Origin of the sequence: Bordetella genomosp. 13, from assembly GCF_007679965.1 — a bacterium.
Lineage (GTDB): Bacteria > Pseudomonadota > Gammaproteobacteria > Burkholderiales > Burkholderiaceae_B > Bordetella.
Genome location: NZ_VEHL01000001.1, coordinates 18,817 through 36,172, shown reverse-complemented (window position 1 = coordinate 36,172; position 17,356 = coordinate 18,817). Strand labels below are relative to the sequence as shown.

The window sequence follows — 17,356 nt, the reverse complement described above, 5'->3', positions numbered from 1 at the left end:
CGGGGCACCGGAATACCGATGCCCCGCAAGCATCCGTCTCATAGGGGAGGGGAAAGAGGAGAAGCCGAGACGGACGTCAAGACTGCCGACCAGGAATTGCTCCAGGCTCTGCGGTCTACATGAAGTTAGTCCGTGGCTGCTCGGCAAAGTTTCCGGGATGGATAAAAAAATCGTCGCCGATTTTGTATCAATCCTTTAACCCCGGAACCTGCCCCGACGATTCAAGCAGGCTGCAGCGTGCCGCGCATCTTCTTCAGCGCGGCGGCCTCGATCTGGCGGATGCGCTCGGCCGACACGCCGAACTCGGCGGCCAGTTCGTGCAGCGTGGAGCCGCCCTCGTCCTGCAGCCAGCGGGCCTCGATGATACGGCGCGAACGCGGGTCCAGCGCGTCCAGTGCACTGGCCAGGCCGGCACCCTGCATGTCGTCGTGCGCCATGCGGGCCAGCACGCGCGTGGGCTCCTGGCGACCCTCGTCGGACAGATAGGAGATGGGCGCGAAGCTTTCGTCGTCGTCGTCCTGGTTTTCAAGCGACAGGTCGCGGCCGGTCAGGCGCACTTCCATTTCGCTGACGTCCTCGCGGCGCACGTTCAGTTCGCTGGCGATGTGATCGACCTGGTCCGGATCGAGCGCGTGGCCGTCGGGACGCATGCTGCGCAGGTTGAAGAACAGCTTGCGCTGCGCCTTGGTGGTCGCGACCTTGACCAGGCGCCAGTTGCGGATGACGTATTCGTGGATCTCGGCCTTGATCCAGTGCACGGCGAACGACACCAGGCGTACGCCACGCTCGGGGTCGAAGCGCTTGACCGCCTTCATCAGACCGACGTTGCCTTCCTGGATGAGGTCGGCGTGCGGCAGGCCATAGCCCAGATATTGGCGCGCCACCGACACCACCAGTCGCAGGTGCGACAGGACCAGCTCGCGCGCCGCACCCAGGTCGTCCTGGTCGTGCAGGCGGCGGGCAAGTTCGTGTTCGCGCTCGGGCGTCAGAACCGGCAGGCGGTTGACGGCCGAGATGTAGGCATCGATGGTGCCGAGCGCGCCCGGATTGGCGACCGCCAACGCCAGGGCGTTGCCGGAGGGGGCCAACGAGCTACTGGGTTGCTTCATGATTGCGGCCTCCAGGGGAAGGTGGGATACGGACAAGGGATGTTAGCACTCTCGTTTGGTGAGTGCTAATTCGACCGTACGGCCAGTAGGGAGTTCCCGTAAAAATATGTCCCCATTTACCAACCCTGCTGTTTTACCCCGGCCTCGGTGGCGGCATCGGCCGGACGGATGAACAGCGCGCCGCGCGGATCCATGAAGACCTCGTAGCGGGCGCCGTCGAACATGGGCATGTAGGCGGCGCTGCCGAACTGCACGTCCACGAAGGGCAGCCAGTTGGGGAAGGTGCGCTTGAGTTCGCCCAGGTCGGGCGCGGGCCAGTCGTCCAGGTTATGGACCGAGCGCGTGGCCGAACGTTCGCGCTCGACGTCGCCGTAGCGGCCCGACAGGCGTTCCAGCCGGTAAAGCGGCTGCGCGCCGGCCAGCATGGCGGGCAGCCGCCAGCGCACCACGCGGGCATCGATCTGCCATTGATCGCCATACAGCGTGTATTCGCTGGGCTCGCCGCCCTCGGGCCGCAGGCTGACCAGGAAGGTCTGCTCGTTCTGGCGAACCATCTTCACCGCGGCGATAGGCTTGTCGGCCGTCAGGCGGTAGAACTGCACCAGCGAAGCGGCCAGCAGGCCCGACACGCAGGCCAGCGCCACGATCAGCAGACCGAACAGCCGCCGCACCGGCCGCAGCCGGAACACCTTGCGGCCCATGTCGTCGCGCGGACCGCCGCGGCCCAGCAGCATGCCCAGGCCGAGCAGCAAGGCGATGACGGCGCCCAGCGCGAACCAGGCAAAAGGGGCGAAATCGATCACGGCGCGCAGGCTCCTTGTACCGCGGCGCGCCGGGGCGCGCCGCCAGGGGCCTCAGTATAAGGACGCCTGCGCCCGCGGAAACCTATCCGAGACGCTCGGCGTGAAACCGGATGTGATCTTCGATGAAAGTGGCGATGAAGTAGTAGCCGTGGTCGTAGCCCTCGTGGCGGCGCAGCGTCAGCGGCTGGCCGGCCACCTGGCAGGCCGCCTCGAATGCCTCGGGATACAGCTGGGGAACCAGGAAATTGTCGGCCAGGCCCTGGTCGACCAGAATGCCGGCCGGGAACGGCGTCTTCAGGTTTTTCATCAGTTCGGTGGCGTCGTACGTGGCCCATTGGGCGCGGTCTTCGCCCAGGTAGCCGCCGAACGCCTTGTGGCCCCAGGGGCACTGCGACGGCGCGGCAATGGGCGCGAACGCCGACACCGAGCGGAACTTGCCGGGATTGCGCAGCGCCAGGACCAGCGCGCCGTGACCTCCCATCGAATGGCCGAAGATGCCGGTGCGGGCCGCGTCGCCCTGCAGCTCGCCGCAGACGATGCCGTGCAGTTCGTCCACTACGTAGCTATACATCCGGTAATGGGTTTTCCAGGGTTCGGCGGTGGCGTCCACATAGAAGCCCGCCCCCGTGCCGAAGTCCCAGTCGGTGTCCTCGCCCGGCACGCCCGCGCCGCGCGGGCTGGTGTCGGGCGCCACCAGCATCAGGCCGTGCCGCGCCGCGTAACGCTGCGCTCCGGCCTTGATCATGAAGGTCTCCTCGGTGCAGGTCAGGCCGGCCAGGTAGAAGAGCACAGGCACGCGCCCGGCGGTGGCCTGCTCGGGCACGAAGACCGAGAAACGCATGGGCAGCCCGACCTGGGCCGACGCGTGGCGGTAATAGCGCTGCCAGCCGCCGAAGCAGCGATGCTGCGAAATCAGTTCGAGGGAAGTCGTCATGTTTTTTCCAGGTCGGCCTGTTCGATCGCCGGCAGCGCGCCGGATTTCCGGACGGAGCCGGCTTTCGTCATCCTGCAGGGCTCGCGAGCCGTAGGTATATCTGCGGGGTACTGTATCCCTGCGCGGAATGGTAACCTGCCCAACAGACAGCCGAGCCGCCATACCTGCCTACCGCTGTCGCACGCTGCTACCACGCTTGACCGTCGGCAACGACACTATTTATATAGTGCAAGTAGCCGGCAACCTCGATATAGTCAACGAACAGCAACCGTTCTTGCGTATACCGCAAGCCCAGAGCTTATGGCCCGTCTGCCTCGTCTGTACGCCCCCGGGCTGCCCCAACTGGTGCAGGCCAACTTCGTTCAGCCGCTTGCCGCGCCGTCCCAACCTGCGCCGCAGGACATCCTGAATCAACTGGCCACGTGGCTGGGCGACTCCGCCCAGCGCCATCGCGTGGCCGTGCATGGCTGGGTGCTGGCTACCGACCGCATCCTGCTGCTGGCCACCCCGGCCGACGAAGACGGCCTGCCTCGCCTGATGCAGACCCTCGGCCGCAACCTGGCCGCCCGCCTGCGCGGCGGCCGCGTGTTCGCGGGACGCTACCGCTCGGCGTTGCTCGAGCCGGGCGCCTGGGTACTCAAGGCGCTGATCTGGCTCGAAACCTATCCGGTACGCAGCGGCAACTCCACCGATCCAGACGGTTGGCCCTGGTCGTCCGCCGGCAGCCATACCGGCAATAGCCATGCGCAGCCCGCCCAATGGCAGTCGGACCACGCCGACTACTGGGCCTGCGGCAACACCCCCTTCGACCGCCAGGCCAATTACCGCCGGCGGCTGCATGATGGCCTGTCGCGCGAGGAATCCCTGCGCATCGAGCAGTCCGTGTCCGGCCAGTGGGCGCTGGGCGGACCCAGCTTCATCGCCAGCCTGGCGCATACCGCCAGCCGCCGCGTGGCCCCCGGCCAGCGCGGCCGTCCGCGCAAGAAACCGGCGTCGCCTGTGCCCGCGGCCTCGCCCTCCGATCCCACGCAGACGCCCTGACGTACTGATGCAACGCGGCGGGCCACGCCGGCCCGCGGACGGCGCATGCCCATGAAATAAGGGGACGCATTCAAATCCCATATTGGAGACGAGGCCGCCACGGGCGCGCCCCGGGAACGAGATTCTTGCTGCCTCTTTCAATACGTCCCCAATAAATTTCTCAGGAAAAATCCCTGCTTTTATTTGGGGACGCACCCCTAATATTCTTATTGCACGTCCTGATGGTCCGCAGTATCGTCGCCTCCTGCACTGCAACAATTCGACGCAGACCCCTGCGGAGCGCGCCTCATGTCCCATATTCCTTCCTCTGAATCCTGTCGTCCTGCCGGCAAGGCGGTGGCCATCGACGCCACCCGCATCGGCATTCCCGCGGCCCAGGGCCTCTACAACCCGGCCAACGAACACGACGCCTGTGGCGTGGGTTTCGTCGCGCACATCAAGGGCCGCAAGAGCCACTCGATCATCCAGCAGGGCCTGAAGATCCTGGAGAACCTGGATCACCGGGGCGCGGTCGGCGCCGACAAGCTGATGGGCGACGGCGCGGGCATCCTCATCCAGATCCCCGACGCGCTGTACCGCGACCAGATGGCGCAGCAGGGCATCGTCCTGCCCCCGCCCGGCGAATACGGCGTGGCCATGGTGTTCCTGCCCAAGGAAACCGCCTCGCGCCTGGCCTGCGAACAGGAACTGGAACGCGCCGTGCGCGCCGAAGGCCAGATCGTGCTGGGCTGGCGCGACGTGCCGGTGGACGTCGACATGCCCATGTCGCCCACCGTGCGCTCGGTCGAGCCCGTCATCCGCCAGCTGTTCATCGGCCGCGGCCCCGACGTCATGGTTCCCGACGCGCTCGAGCGCAAGCTGTACGTCATCCGCAAGACCGCCAGCCACGCCATCCAGCACATGCAGCTGGCGCACGGCAAGGAATACTTCGTGCCCTCGGCCTCGGTGCGCACCGTCGTCTACAAGGGTCTGCTGCTGGCCGACCAGGTGGGCCGCTACTACCGCGACCTGGCCGACACCCGCACGGTGTCCGCCCTGGCGCTGGTGCACCAGCGCTTCTCCACCAACACCTTCCCGGCCTGGCCGCTGGCTCACCCGTACCGCATGATCGCCCACAACGGCGAGATCAACACGGTCAAGGGCAACTTCAACTGGCTGCGCGCCCGCGAAGGCATGATGCAGTCGGCCGTGCTGGGCGACGACCTGCCCAAGCTGTACCCCATCGTCTACGAAGGCCAGTCCGACACCGCAACGTTCGACAACTGTCTCGAACTGCTGGTCAATTCCGGCTATTCGCTGTCGCACGCCATGATGATGATGATCCCCGAGGCGTGGGAGCAGCACACCCAGATGGACGAGAGCCGCCGCGCTTTCTACGAGTACCACGCCGCCATGATGGAGCCGTGGGACGGTCCGGCCGCCGTGGCCTTCACCGACGGCCGCCAGATCGGCGCCACGCTGGACCGCAACGGCCTGCGCCCGGCGCGCTACCTCATCACCGACGACGACATGGTCATCATGGCGTCCGAGGCCGGCACGCTGCCCATCCCCGAGAACCGCATCGTCAAGAAGTGGCGCCTGCAGCCCGGCAAGATGTTCCTGATCGACCTGGAACAGGGCCGCATCATCGACGACGCCGAGATCAAGTCCCAGCTGTCCAACAGCCGTCCGTACCGCCAGTGGATCTCGCGCCTGCAGGTCAAGCTGGAATCGCTGCCCGCGCCGTCCACCGCCTCGCCCGCCGCCCAGTCGCCGGTGCCGCTGCTGGACCGCCAGCAGGCCTTCGGCTGGACCCAGGAAGACTACAAGTTCATCCTGGAGCCCATGGCCACCAGCGGCGAGGAAGTGATCGGCTCGATGGGCAACGACGCCCCGCTGGCCGTGCTGTCCGACCGCGCCAAGCCGTTCTACAACTACTTCCGCCAGTTGTTCGCGCAGGTCACCAATCCGCCGATCGATCCGATCCGCGAACAGATGGTGATGTCGCTGGTGTCCTTCATCGGGCCCAAGCCCAACCTGCTGGACATCAACAACGTCAACCCGCCGCTGCGCCTGGAAGTCACGCAGCCCGTGCTCGACTTCGCCGCCATGGCGCAGATCCGCGACATCGAGCAGGTCACCTCGCTGAAGTTCCGCAGCTTCGAACTGGACATCACGTATCCGGCCGCCTGGGGTTCGGAAGGCATCGAGGCCCACGTAGCCGCGCTGTGCGCGCGTGCCGTCGACGCCGTCAAGAGCGGCTACAACATCCTGATCGTGTCCGACCGCCTGGTCGACAGCGAGCGCGTGGCCATCCCCGCGCTGCTGGCCACCTCGGCCGTGCACCAGCACCTGATCCGCGCCGGCCTGCGCACCAACACCGGCCTGGTGGTGGAAACCGGCTCGGCCCGCGAAGTGCACCACTTCGCCCTGCTGGGCGGCTACGGTGCCGAAGCCATCCACCCGTACCTGGCGCTGGAATCGCTGGGCCGCATGGCCGACCCCGAGAAGGCCATCAAGAACTTCGTGAAGGCCATCGGCAAGGGCCTGAACAAGGTCATGTCCAAGATGGGCATCTCGACCTACATGTCGTATTGCGGCGCGCAGATCTTCGAAGCCGTCGGCCTGCAGCGCGAGCTGGTGCAGAAGTACTTCACCGGCACCGCCACCAACATCGAGGGCATCGGCATTTTCCAGGTCGCCGAAGAGGCCCTGCGCCTGCATCGCGCCGCGTTCAGCGCCGATCCCGTGCTGGCCCACGACCTGGACGCGGGCGGCGAATACGCCTTCCGCATCCGCGGCGAAGAGCACATGTGGACGCCGGACTCCATCGCCAAGCTGCAGCACGCCTCGCGCGCCAACAACTATCGCACCTACAAGGAATACGCGCAGATCATCAACGACCAGAGCCGCCGCCACATGACGCTGCGCGGCCTGTTCGAGTTCAAGGTCGATCCCAGCCGAGCCATCCCCCTGGACGAAGTCGAGCCCGCCAAGGAGATCGTCAAGCGCTTCGCCACCGGCGCCATGTCGCTGGGCTCCATCTCGACCGAAGCCCACTCGGTGCTGGCCGTGGCCATGAACCGCATCGGCGGCAAGTCGAACACGGGCGAGGGCGGCGAGGACGAGCTGCGCTACCGCGAGGAAATGCGCACCGGCAGCAGCGGCATCAAGGACGGCGACACGCTGGCCTCGGTGCTGGGCGAGGAACGCATCGCCGCCGACGTGTCCCTCAAGGCCGGCGATTCGCTGCGCTCCAAGATCAAGCAGGTCGCCTCGGGCCGCTTCGGCGTCTCGGCCGAATACCTGTCCTCGGCCGACCAGATCCAGATCAAGATGGCACAGGGCGCCAAGCCCGGCGAGGGCGGCCAGCTGCCCGGCCACAAGGTCTCCGACTACATCGCCAAGCTGCGCTACTCGGTGCCGGGCGTGGGCCTGATCTCGCCTCCGCCGCACCACGACATCTATTCCATCGAAGACCTGGCCCAGCTGATCCACGACCTGAAGAACGTCAACAGCCGTTCGTCGATCTCGGTCAAGCTGGTGTCGGAGGTCGGCGTGGGCACGGTGGCGGCCGGCGTGGCCAAGGCCAAGGCCGACCACGTCGTCATCGCCGGCCATGACGGCGGCACCGGCGCCTCGCCCGTGTCGTCCATCAAGCATTGCGGCACGCCCTGGGAACTGGGCCTGGCCGAAACCCAGCAGACGCTGGTGCTGAACCGCCTGCGCAGCCGCATCCGCGTGCAGGCCGACGGCCAGATGAAGACCGGCCGCGACGTCATCATCGGCGCGCTGCTGGGCGCCGACGAATTCGGCTTCGCCACCGCGCCGCTGGTGGTCGAGGGCTGCATCATGATGCGCAAGTGCCACCTGAACACCTGCCCGGTGGGCGTGGCCACGCAGGATCCGGAACTGCGCAAGAAGTTCCAGGGCAAGCCCGAGCATGTCGTCAACTTCTTCTTCTTCGTCGCCGACGAAGTGCGCGAGATCATGGCCCAGCTGGGCATCCGCCGCTTCGACGATCTGATCGGCCGCACCGACCTGCTGGACATGCGCGCCGGCATCGAGCACTGGAAGGCCAGCGGGCTCGATTACTCGCGCATCTTCCACCGCGTCCAAAGCGATGCCGAGGTGCGCCAGACGGAAGTGCAGGACCACGGCCTGGCCGCCGCGCTGGACCACCAGCTGATCGAGCGCTCCAAGCCCGCGCTGGAGCGCGGCGAGAAGGTCTCGTTCATCACTCCCGTGCGCAACCGCAACCGCACCATCGGCGCCATGCTGTCGGGCGCGGTGGCCGCGCGCTTCGGCCACGAGGGCCTGCCGGACGATACCATCCACATCCAGTGCAACGGCACGGCCGGCCAGAGCTTCGGCGCCTTCCTGGCGCACGGCATCACGCTGGACCTGGTCGGCGAAGGCAACGACTACGTCGGCAAGGGCCTGTCGGGCGGCCGCATCGTGGTGCGCTCGCCCAACGACTTCCGCGGCTTCGGCCCCGACCACATCATCGCGGGCAACACCGTGCTGTACGGCGCGCTCTCGGGCGAGGCGTTCTTCAACGGCGTGGCCGGCGAACGCTTCGCGGTGCGCAACTCGGGCGCGGCCACCGTCGTCGAAGGCACCGGCGACCACGGCTGCGAATACATGACCGGCGGCACGGTCGTGGTGCTGGGCGACACCGGCCGCAACTTCGCGGCCGGCATGTCGGGCGGCGTGGCCTACGTCTGGGATCCCGACCGCTCGTTCAAGCACCGCTGCAACCTGTCGATGGTCGAGCTCGAATCGATCATCCCGCACGCCGAGCAGCAGTCGCAGAACGCCATGGACACCTGGCACAGCGCCCAGCGCGGCGGCGAACGCAACACCGACGAGGCCATCCTGCGCCGCCTGGTCGAGGACCACTTCCGCTACACCGGCAGCTTCCGCGCCCGCGAGATCCTGGGCGACTGGGAGGCCTCGCGCGGCAAGTTCATCAAAGTCATGCCCACGGAATACCGCCGGGCCCTGCGTGAAATGTGGCGCGCCGCCAACCCGCAACAGCTGGCCGCCTGAGGACGAAGAACATGGGAAAGATCACTGGCTTCATGGAATACGAGCGCCTGCAGGAGGCCTCCGAGGCCCCGCAGAAGCGTCTGAAGCACTGGCGCGAGTTCGTGCTGCACCTGACCGACGACCAGGCCAAGCAGCAGGCGGCGCGCTGCATGGACTGCGGCATCCCGTTCTGCAACAACGGCTGCCCGGTCAACAACATCATCCCGGACTGGAATGACCTGGTGTTCAAGCAGGACTGGCGCCGCGCGCTGGACGTCCTGCACTCCACCAACAACTTCCCCGAGTTCACGGGCCGCATCTGCCCGGCGCCCTGCGAGGCCGCCTGTACCCTCAACATCAACAGCGACGCGGTAGGCATCAAGTCGATCGAGCACGCCATCATCGACAAGGGCTGGTCCGAAGGCTGGGTGGTGCCGCAGCTGCCCGCCCGCAAGACGGGCAAGAAGGTCGCCGTGGTGGGTTCGGGCCCGGCCGGCATGGCCTGCGCCCAGCAACTGGCGCGCGCCGGCCACGCCGTCACGCTGTTCGAGAAGAGCGACCGCATCGGCGGCCTGCTGCGCTACGGCATTCCCGACTTCAAGCTCGAGAAGTCGCAGATCGACCGCCGCATCGCCCAGATGGAAGCCGAGGGTGTCGAGTTCGCGCCGTCCACCTACATCGGCAAAGCCACCGATGCCGCTGCCGACGGCCTGACGGTGCGCACCCCCGAATCGCTGCAGGCCGAGTTCGACGCCATCGTCATGACCGGCGGTGCCGAGACCCCGCGCGACCTGCCCGTGCCCGGCCGCGAACTCGACGGCGTGTACTTCGCCATGGACTTCCTGCGCCCGCAGAACAAGGCCGTGGCGGGCGACCGCCTGAAAGACCAGCCCAATGCCCGCGGCAAGCACGTGGTGGTCATCGGCGGCGGCGACACCGGCTCCGATTGCGTGGGCACCAGCAACCGCCACGGCGCGGCCTCGATCACGCAGTTCGAGCTGATGCCCCAGCCGCCCGAAAGCGAGAACAAGCCCATGGTGTGGCCGTACTGGCCGCTGAAGATGCGCACCTCGTCCTCGCACGACGAAGGCTGCGAACGCGATTGGTCCGTCACCACCAAGGCGCTGGTCGGCGCCGACGGCAAGCTGCAGAAGCTGGTCGGCGCGCGCGTCGAATGGGCCAAGGACGACGCCACCGGCCAGATGAAGATGCGCGAGGTCGAAGGCTCGGAATTCGAGATCCAGGCCGACCTGGTGCTGCTGGCCATGGGCTTCGTGTCGCCCACCGCCACCGTGCTGGAAGCCTTCGGCGTCGATCGCGACGGCCGTGGCAACGTGCGCGCCAACACCGACGACTACCGCACCAACGTCGACAAGGTCTTCGCCGCCGGCGACATGCGCCGCGGCCAGTCGCTGGTGGTGTGGGCCATCCGCGAAGGCCGCCAGTGCGCCCGCTCGGTGGATGCGTTCCTGATGGGATCGAGCGAACTGCCGCGTTGACGTCCTCGGCAACGGCGTGACCTTATGGCGCGGGCGGGGTGTTGCACCCCGCCCGCGTCGCGCATAATGCGGGCATAAACCTATAAGGAGATGCTCGCATGCGCACCCCCCGCGCCATCCTCGCCGCCGTCCTGACCGGCGCCTCGCTGATCGCCACGGCCGCCCACGGCCAGTCCTCCGGCAACTGGCCCAGCAAGCCCATCACCATGATCGTGCCCTACGCCCCCGGCGGCTTCGCCGACACGCGGGTGCGCCTGCTGGCGCGCAAGCTGGGCGACTCCCTGGGCCAGCCCATCGTCATCGAGAACAAGGCCGGGGCCGGCGGCGTCATCGGCACCAACCTGATCGCCAAGGCGGCGCCCGACGGCTACACCATCGGCACGGGCAACCTGGCGCCCATGGCCGTCAATCCCACCCTGATGCGCGACATGCCGTACGACCCGCGCAAGGATCTGGCCCCCATCATCCTGATCGAGAACAGCCCGCTGGTGCTCAGCGTGAACAACACGCTGAAGGTCAGCAACCTGCAGGAACTGATCGCGCTGGCCAAGAAGGACCCGGGCAAGCTCAACTTCGGCTCGTCCGGGGTGGGCGGCGCGCATCACCTGTCGGGCGAGATGTTCCGCGAGCAGGCCGGCATCGACATCGTCCACGTGCCGTACAAGGGCGGCAACCTGGCCGCCACCGACCTGATGGGCGGGCACCTGACCATGATGTTCGAGATGGGCTATTCGGCGCTGCCGGCCATCCAGGGCAAGAAGATCCACCCCATCGCCGTCACGTCCGCCAAGCGCCTGGACGTGCTGCCCGACCTGCCCACCATGGCCGAGTCGGGCCTGCCGGGCTTCGAGTCGTACAACTGGCAGGGCATCGTGGCCCCGGCCGGCACGCCCGCGCCCATCATCGCCAAGCTGAACGCCGAGTTCAACCGCATCCTGCAGGAACCCGACGTGAAGAAGGCCATCGCCGACACGGGCAGCCAGGCCGGCGGCGGCACGCCGGAGGAATTCGGGGCCTTCATCGCCGCCGAGACCGACAAGTGGGCCAAGGTCATCAAGGCCGGCAATATAACCCTGCAATAAATAAGGCTTCCGGGCGCTACAACGGGCCGGCTTGCCGGCCCTTTCTTTAACCTCGTCTTAAAGCGCCTGCTCTAGTCTCGAAGCGCGTCATGGGCAAATGCGCACCGCCCCCCGCTGTACGCAAATTGTCACTGTTCCATTACTGACGCTTTCAACGGAGCCCCTTGGGCGACCAGCTACAATGGCGCACGCTTTCGCCGGGCGTGCGCCCTGCGCGCGCCCCGCAGAACCCACATTGCCTATGCCCCCTTCCATCCGCTCGGAACTCGTCCTGTCCCTGAAAAACGTGGACCTGGGATACGGAGACTTCACTGTGCTCCGTGGCATCAGCATGCAGGTCCATGCCGGCCAGGTCGTGGCCATCATGGGCGGATCGGGCTCGGGCAAGACCACGCTGCTGCGCGCGGCCACGGGCCAGATCGCCGCCCAGTCGGGCTCGGTGCAGGTCTTCGGCACCGAACTGGCCGGCTTGCCGGCGGCGGGCCTGCGGGACCTGCGCAAGCGCATGGGCGTGCTGTTCCAGCAGGGCGCGCTGTTCACCGACCTGGACGTGTTCGAGAACGTCGCCTTCCCGCTGCGCGAACACACTGCGCTGGACGAGGGCGAGATCCTCGAACGCGTGCTGGACAAGCTCGACGCCGTGGGGCTGCGCGGCGCGGCCCACCTGAAGGTGTCCGAGATCTCCGGCGGCATGGCGCGGCGCGTGGCGCTGGCCCGCGCCGTGGTGCTCGAACCCGAACTCATCCTTTATGACGAGCCTTTCGCCGGACTGGACCCCATCTCGCTGGGCATCACCGCCCGCCTGATCCGCGACCTGTCCGACCGTCTGGGCTGCGCCTCGGTGCTGATCACCCACGACGTGCAGGAATCCTTCGCCATCGCCGACCAGGTCTATCTGGTCGGCCAGGGCCGCCTGGCCGCCTCGGGACCGCCGCAGACGCTGTCCGAGTCGCAAGACCCCTACGTGCGCCAGTTCCTGGACGGCGCCCCCGACGGCCCGGTGGCGTTCCGCTATCCCGACACGCCCGCGTTCCAGGCCTGGCTGGCCAAGCAGCAGGGACACAAGAAATGAGCAATCCCATCAGCGCCGTCGGCGGCTGGGCCCGCGACCGCATCGGCGGCGTGGGCTATTTCGCCCGCTTCCTGTGCGCCCTGGTGGCCCGCAGCGGCATCGCGCTGCGCCGTCCCCGGCTGGTGTCGCAGCAGGTGCACTTCATCGGCAACTATTCGCTGCTGATCATCGCCGTCTCGGGCATGTTCGTCGGTTTCGTGCTGGGCCTGCAGGGCTACTACACCCTGAACCGCTATGGTTCCGAAGAGGCGCTGGGGCTGCTGGTGGCCCTGTCGCTGGTGCGCGAGCTGGGCCCGGTGGTGACGGCGCTGCTGTTCGCCGGCCGCGCCGGCACGTCCCTGACGGCCGAGATCGGCCTGATGAAGGCCGGCGAGCAGATCTCGGCCATGGAAGTCATGGCCGTGGACCCCATTCGCCGCGTGCTGGTGCCCCGCTTCTGGGGCGGCATCATCGCCATGCCGGTCCTGGCCGCAGTGTTCTCCATGGTGGGCATCCTGGGCGGCTGGCTGGTCGGCGTGGTGCTGATCGGCGTGGACTCGGGCGCCTTCTGGTCGCAGATGCAAAGCGGCGTGGACGTCTGGAAGGACGTGGCCAACGGCGTCATCAAGAGCCTGGTGTTCGGCGTCACGGTCACCCTGGTCGCCCTGTACGAGGGCTGGCAGGCCCGGCCCACCCCGGAAGGGGTGGCGCGCGCAACCACCCGTACCGTGGTGGCGGGCTCGCTGGCCGTGCTGGGCCTCGATTTCCTGCTTACCGCCCTGATGTTTGGCAATTGAACTTACGGATTCCCCGATCATGTCTCGTGCAAGAACCGATTTCTGGGTAGGACTGTTCGTGCTGCTGGGCGCGGCCGCGCTGGTGTTCCTGGCCCTGCGCGCCGGCAACCTCAGCACCTTCTCGTTCAAGCCCACCTATCACCTGACCGCCAATTTCGACAACATCGGCGGCCTGAAGGTGCGCGCGCCCGTCAAGAGCGCCGGCGTGGTGGTGGGCCGGGTGGCCGCCATCGGCTTCGACAACCAGACCTTCCAGGCCGTGGTCTCGCTGGACATGGACACGGGCTTCGAATTCCCCAAGGACTCCTCCGCGTCCATCCTGACGTCGGGCCTGCTGGGCGAGCAATACCTGGGCCTGGTGCCCGGCGCGGAAGACGAGAATTTTGCGGATGGCGGCAAAATCCGCTATACACAAAGCGCCGTCGTGCTGGAACAGCTGATCAGCAAATTCCTGTACGGCACCGCCGAGAAGCAGGGCGCGTCCGCCGACGGCGATACGCCGCCCCCGCCGGCCGCCCCGCAGAACTGACGAGTACGGCAGCGCCCGCCGCCGCAACCGCGGGCCATCGACCTCAAGAACACTCATGAAAAAAACCGTCAATCCCCGCTTTGCCGCCGCTGCCCTCGCCACCGCCATGCTGGCGGGTTGCGCCACCACCGGCCAGAATCCGAACCCGAGCGATCCGTGGGAAGGCTTCAACCGCGGCGTGTACAAGTTCAACGACACGGTCGACCGCGGCCTGTTCAAGCCGGTCGCGCAGGCCTACGACTACGTCACGCCCGATCCGGTGCAGAGCTGCGTGCACAACATGTTCAGCAACCTGGGCGACGTCTGGGGCGCGGCCAACAGCATGCTGCAGGGCCGCGGCCATGACGCCGTCAACACCCTGGGCCGCTTCCTGTTCAACTCCACCATGGGCCTGGGCGGCTGCATCGACGTCGCTTCCATGAACGGCGCGAACAAGATCCCCAATGATTTCGGCACCACGCTGGGCGTGTGGGGCATCGGCCAGGGCCCTTACCTGGTGCTGCCGCTGCTGGGTCCCAGCACGGTGCGCGACGGCGTCGGCCGCGTGGGCGACTGGGCCGGCAACGTGGTGTCGGTACGCGAGATCGACAACGTCCGCCTGCGCAATTCGCTGTGGGGCCTGGAAGTGGTCGACACGCGCGCCAGCCTGCTGGACGCCACCGACACGGTCGACCGCGTGGCGCTGGATCCCTACAGCTTCGTGCGCGACGCCTATCTGCAGCGCCGCGCCGCGATGGTCCGCGGTGCCAAGCCGGGCAGCGATGCCAACCTGCCCGACTACAGCATCGACGAGGACGCCGACGCGCCCGCCGCCGCCCCCGCGGCCGCGCCGGTGCCCGCGCCGGCCAAGTAACACCGGGCGGCTTGCCGCCCGCAACCAGGAGTCTCCATGTCGTATTACGTTTCCCGCCTGATGCAACGCCTGTTCCTGGCCTGCAGCCTGATGGCCGCCGCCGCCGCCGTGCAAGCCCAGGGCGCCAAGCCGAATCCGAACGGCCCTCCCGACCAGTTCGTGCTGACGGCCGCCAACGAAGCGCTGGCCGTGCTGCGCGCCGACCCCACCATCAAGTCCGGCGACATCAACCGCATCAACCAGGTCGTCGACCAGCACATCCTGCCGTACGTCGACTTCCAGAAGACCACGCGCCTGGCCGCCGGCCGCTACTGGCGCCAGGCCACGCCGCAGCAACGCACCGCGCTGGCCGACGCCTTCCGCGGCACGCTGATCCGCACCTACAGCGGCGCGCTGGCCAAGGCCGACAACTCCACCGCCGTCAAGCTGCTGCCGTTCCGCGGCGACGCCAAGGCCGACGACGTGGTCGTGCGCTCGACCATCACCCAGTCCAACAACCAGCCCGTGCAGGTCGACTACCGACTGGGCAAGGAAGGTGGCCAGGGCTGGCGCATCTATGACCTGAACGTCGAAGGCATCTGGCTGATCGAGAACTACCGCAACCAGTTCGCGCAGCAGATCAACCAGAACGGCATCGACGGGCTGATCAACGCGCTGAACCAGCGAAATAAATAAAGGCCCCCCACGCCGCGCCTTCGGCTTGCTGCCCCCCGAGGGGGCGCTTTTGCCTTGGGGCGGCCCGGCGGCAAAAGGGGCCCCCACGCCGCGCCTTCGGCTTGCTGCCCCCCAAGGGGGCGCTTTTGCCTTGGGGCGGCCCGGCGGCAAAAGGGGCCCCCACGCCGCGCCTTCGGCTTGCTGCCCCCCAAGGGGGCGCTTTTGCCTTGGGGCGGCCCGGCGGCAAAAGGGGCCCCCACGCTGCGCCTTCGGCCCCGCGCCGGGCGGTGCGCGCAAGCCGTCAGGCTGACGCTTATATAATGGTCGGCCTCGTCCGGCATGCCCGTTGGCAGCCCGGGCCCCTCCGGGCCACCCCGCCTTATGTCCGCCGTCAGTCTCGAACACGTCTCCAAGATCTACACCGCGCGTCAGCCCGGCTGGAAGAAGCTGCTGGGCCGCCGCCCCGCCGGCAAGGATTTCCAGGCCCTGAACGACGTCAGCCTGCAGGTCGAGCACGGCGAATTCTTCGGCCTGCTCGGCCCCAACGGCGCCGGCAAGACCACCATGATCTCCATCCTGGCCGGCCTGGCGCACGCCACGCAGGGCACGGCCAGCGTCTGCGGCTACGACGTCATCGCCGACTACAAGTCGGCGCGGCGCGCGCTGGGCGTGGTGCCGCAGGAACTGGTGTACGACCCTTTTTTCACGGTGCGCGAGACCCTGCGCATCCAGTCCGGCTATTTCGGCCTGCGCCGCAACGACGACTGGATCGACGAGATCCTCTACAACCTGGGGCTGGCCGACAAGGCCGACACCAACATGCGCGCCCTGTCGGGCGGCATGAAGCGGCGCGTGCTGGTGGCGCAGGCCCTGGTGCACCGTCCGCCGGTCATCGTGCTGGACGAGCCCACCGCCGGGGTCGACGTCGACCTGCGCCGCACGCTGTGGGAGTTCATCTCGCGCCTGAACCGCGCCGGCCACACCATCATGCTGACCACGCACTACCTGGAAGAGGCCGAAGCGCTGTGCAACCGCATCGCCATGCTCAAGGGCGGCCGCATCGTGGCCCTGGACACCACGCAGGCGCTGCTGGCGCGCGTGGGCGGCGTCGACCTGGAAGACGCCTTCGTGCGCATCATGCATCAGGATGACCCGGTCACCGCCCTGAAACCCGAAGGACTGACGACGTGACCGCCCCCGCCCCGTCCAAACCCCTGGTCCAGCCCAAGCTGGATGCCGGCTCGGGCTTCCCGACGCTGCTGCGCAAGGAATTGCTGCGCTTCTGGAAGGTCAGCTTCCAGACCATCCTGGCCCCCGTCATCACGGCGCTGCTGTACTTGCTGGTGTTCGCCCACGTGCTCGAAGACCGCGTGGTGGTCTACGACACCGTGCCGTACACGGCCTTCCTCATCCCCGGCCTGATGATGATGAGCATGCTGCAGAACGCGTTCGCCAACCCGTCGTCGTCGCTCATCCAGAGCCGCATCACCGGCAACCTGGTGTTCGTGCTGCTGCCGCCGCTGTCCCACCGCGAGATCTTCGGGGCCTACGTGCTGGCCGCCGTGGCGCGCGGCCTGGCGGTGGGCCTGTGCGTGTGGCTGGTGGCGCTGTGCTTCGTGCGGCTGGTGCCCGCGCACCCGCTGTGGGTGCTGGTGTTCGCGGTGATGGCCTGCGGCATCATGGGCGTGCTGGGCCTGGTGGCCGGGCTGTGGTCCGAGAAATTCGACCAGCTGGCCGCGTTCCAGAACTTCCTGATCATGCCGGCCACCTTCCTGTCCGGCGTGTTCTACTCCATTCATACCTTGCCGCCTTTCTGGCAGGCCGTATCGCACTGGAATCCCATCTTCTACACCATCGACGGCTTCCGCTACGGCTTTTTCTCCGTCTCCGACGTTTCGCCCTGGCACAGCCTGGCGGTCGTGGCGGGGGTGTTCGCGGCACTGACGCTATACGCGCTGCGCCTGCTGGGCAGCGGCTACAAACTCAGGAATTGA

The 17,356-nt window shown here is 67.4% G+C and carries 14 protein-coding genes; 11 read left to right on the top strand and 3 right to left on the bottom strand.

What is annotated here, in order from left to right:
- Positions 1-221: 221 nt before the first annotated feature.
- The 3 genes from rpoH to fghA form a co-directional block, all read right to left on the bottom strand.
- Entirely contained in the window at positions 222-1,109 is an 888-nt protein-coding gene (gene rpoH / locus FS845_RS00205; protein WP_186332110.1) for an RNA polymerase sigma factor RpoH, read from the bottom strand.
- A gap of 116 nt (positions 1,110-1,225) precedes the next feature.
- Positions 1,226-1,912, bottom strand: coding sequence for a hypothetical protein (locus tag FS845_RS00200; protein WP_144629740.1), 687 nt, complete (start codon positions 1,910-1,912; stop codon positions 1,226-1,228).
- Between the two features lie 82 nt (positions 1,913-1,994).
- Positions 1,995-2,846: an S-formylglutathione hydrolase gene (gene fghA, locus FS845_RS00195; RefSeq protein WP_144629738.1), complete on the bottom strand. Its 852-nt coding sequence runs from the start codon at positions 2,844-2,846 to the stop codon at positions 1,995-1,997.
- Between the two features lie 300 nt (positions 2,847-3,146).
- On the opposite strand from fghA, the gene FS845_RS00190 reads away from it, so the two are divergent.
- The 11 genes from FS845_RS00190 to FS845_RS00135 all read left to right on the top strand — a co-directional run bounded on the left by FS845_RS00190 (position 3,147) and on the right by FS845_RS00135 (position 17,356).
- Positions 3,147-3,887, top strand: coding sequence for a hypothetical protein (locus FS845_RS00190; protein WP_144629736.1), 741 nt, complete (start codon positions 3,147-3,149; stop codon positions 3,885-3,887).
- 288 nt (positions 3,888-4,175) lie between these two features.
- On the top strand, positions 4,176-8,918 hold the full coding sequence (locus tag FS845_RS00185) for a glutamate synthase-related protein (RefSeq protein WP_144629734.1): 4,743 nt from the start codon (positions 4,176-4,178) through the stop codon (positions 8,916-8,918).
- An 11-nt stretch (positions 8,919-8,929) separates the two neighbouring features.
- Positions 8,930-10,396: a glutamate synthase subunit beta gene (locus FS845_RS00180; RefSeq protein ID WP_144629732.1), complete on the top strand. Its 1,467-nt coding sequence runs from the start codon at positions 8,930-8,932 to the stop codon at positions 10,394-10,396.
- A 98-nt stretch (positions 10,397-10,494) separates the two neighbouring features.
- Positions 10,495-11,478 (top strand): Bug family tripartite tricarboxylate transporter substrate binding protein, encoded by a 984-nt coding sequence (locus FS845_RS00175; RefSeq protein WP_144629730.1) that lies wholly within the window; start codon positions 10,495-10,497, stop codon positions 11,476-11,478.
- A 241-nt stretch (positions 11,479-11,719) separates the two neighbouring features.
- A complete protein-coding gene (locus FS845_RS00170) occupies positions 11,720-12,550 on the top strand; it encodes an ABC transporter ATP-binding protein (RefSeq protein WP_144629728.1) in 831 nt (276 codons plus the stop codon).
- A complete protein-coding gene (mlaE, locus tag FS845_RS00165) occupies positions 12,547-13,326 on the top strand; it encodes a lipid asymmetry maintenance ABC transporter permease subunit MlaE (protein ID WP_144629726.1) in 780 nt (259 codons plus the stop codon). Before FS845_RS00170 ends, mlaE begins: the two co-directional genes overlap by 4 nt.
- A gap of 19 nt (positions 13,327-13,345) precedes the next feature.
- Positions 13,346-13,855 carry an outer membrane lipid asymmetry maintenance protein MlaD gene (mlaD, locus tag FS845_RS00160; RefSeq protein WP_144629724.1) on the top strand — a complete coding sequence of 170 codons (510 nt, stop codon included), beginning with the start codon at positions 13,346-13,348 and terminating at the stop codon, positions 13,853-13,855.
- A gap of 55 nt (positions 13,856-13,910) precedes the next feature.
- Positions 13,911-14,708, top strand: coding sequence for a VacJ family lipoprotein (locus tag FS845_RS00155; RefSeq protein WP_144629722.1), 798 nt, complete (start codon positions 13,911-13,913; stop codon positions 14,706-14,708).
- 36 nt (positions 14,709-14,744) lie between these two features.
- Positions 14,745-15,383, top strand: a complete 639-nt coding sequence (locus tag FS845_RS00150; protein WP_144629720.1) for a phospholipid-binding protein MlaC — start codon at positions 14,745-14,747, stop codon at positions 15,381-15,383.
- A 360-nt stretch (positions 15,384-15,743) separates the two neighbouring features.
- On the top strand, positions 15,744-16,553 hold the full coding sequence (locus tag FS845_RS00140; protein ID WP_186332109.1) for an ABC transporter ATP-binding protein: 810 nt from the start codon (positions 15,744-15,746) through the stop codon (positions 16,551-16,553).
- Positions 16,550-17,356: an ABC transporter permease gene (locus FS845_RS00135; RefSeq protein WP_144629714.1), complete on the top strand. Its 807-nt coding sequence runs from the start codon at positions 16,550-16,552 to the stop codon at positions 17,354-17,356. The genes FS845_RS00140 and FS845_RS00135 overlap by 4 nt, the downstream gene beginning before the upstream one ends.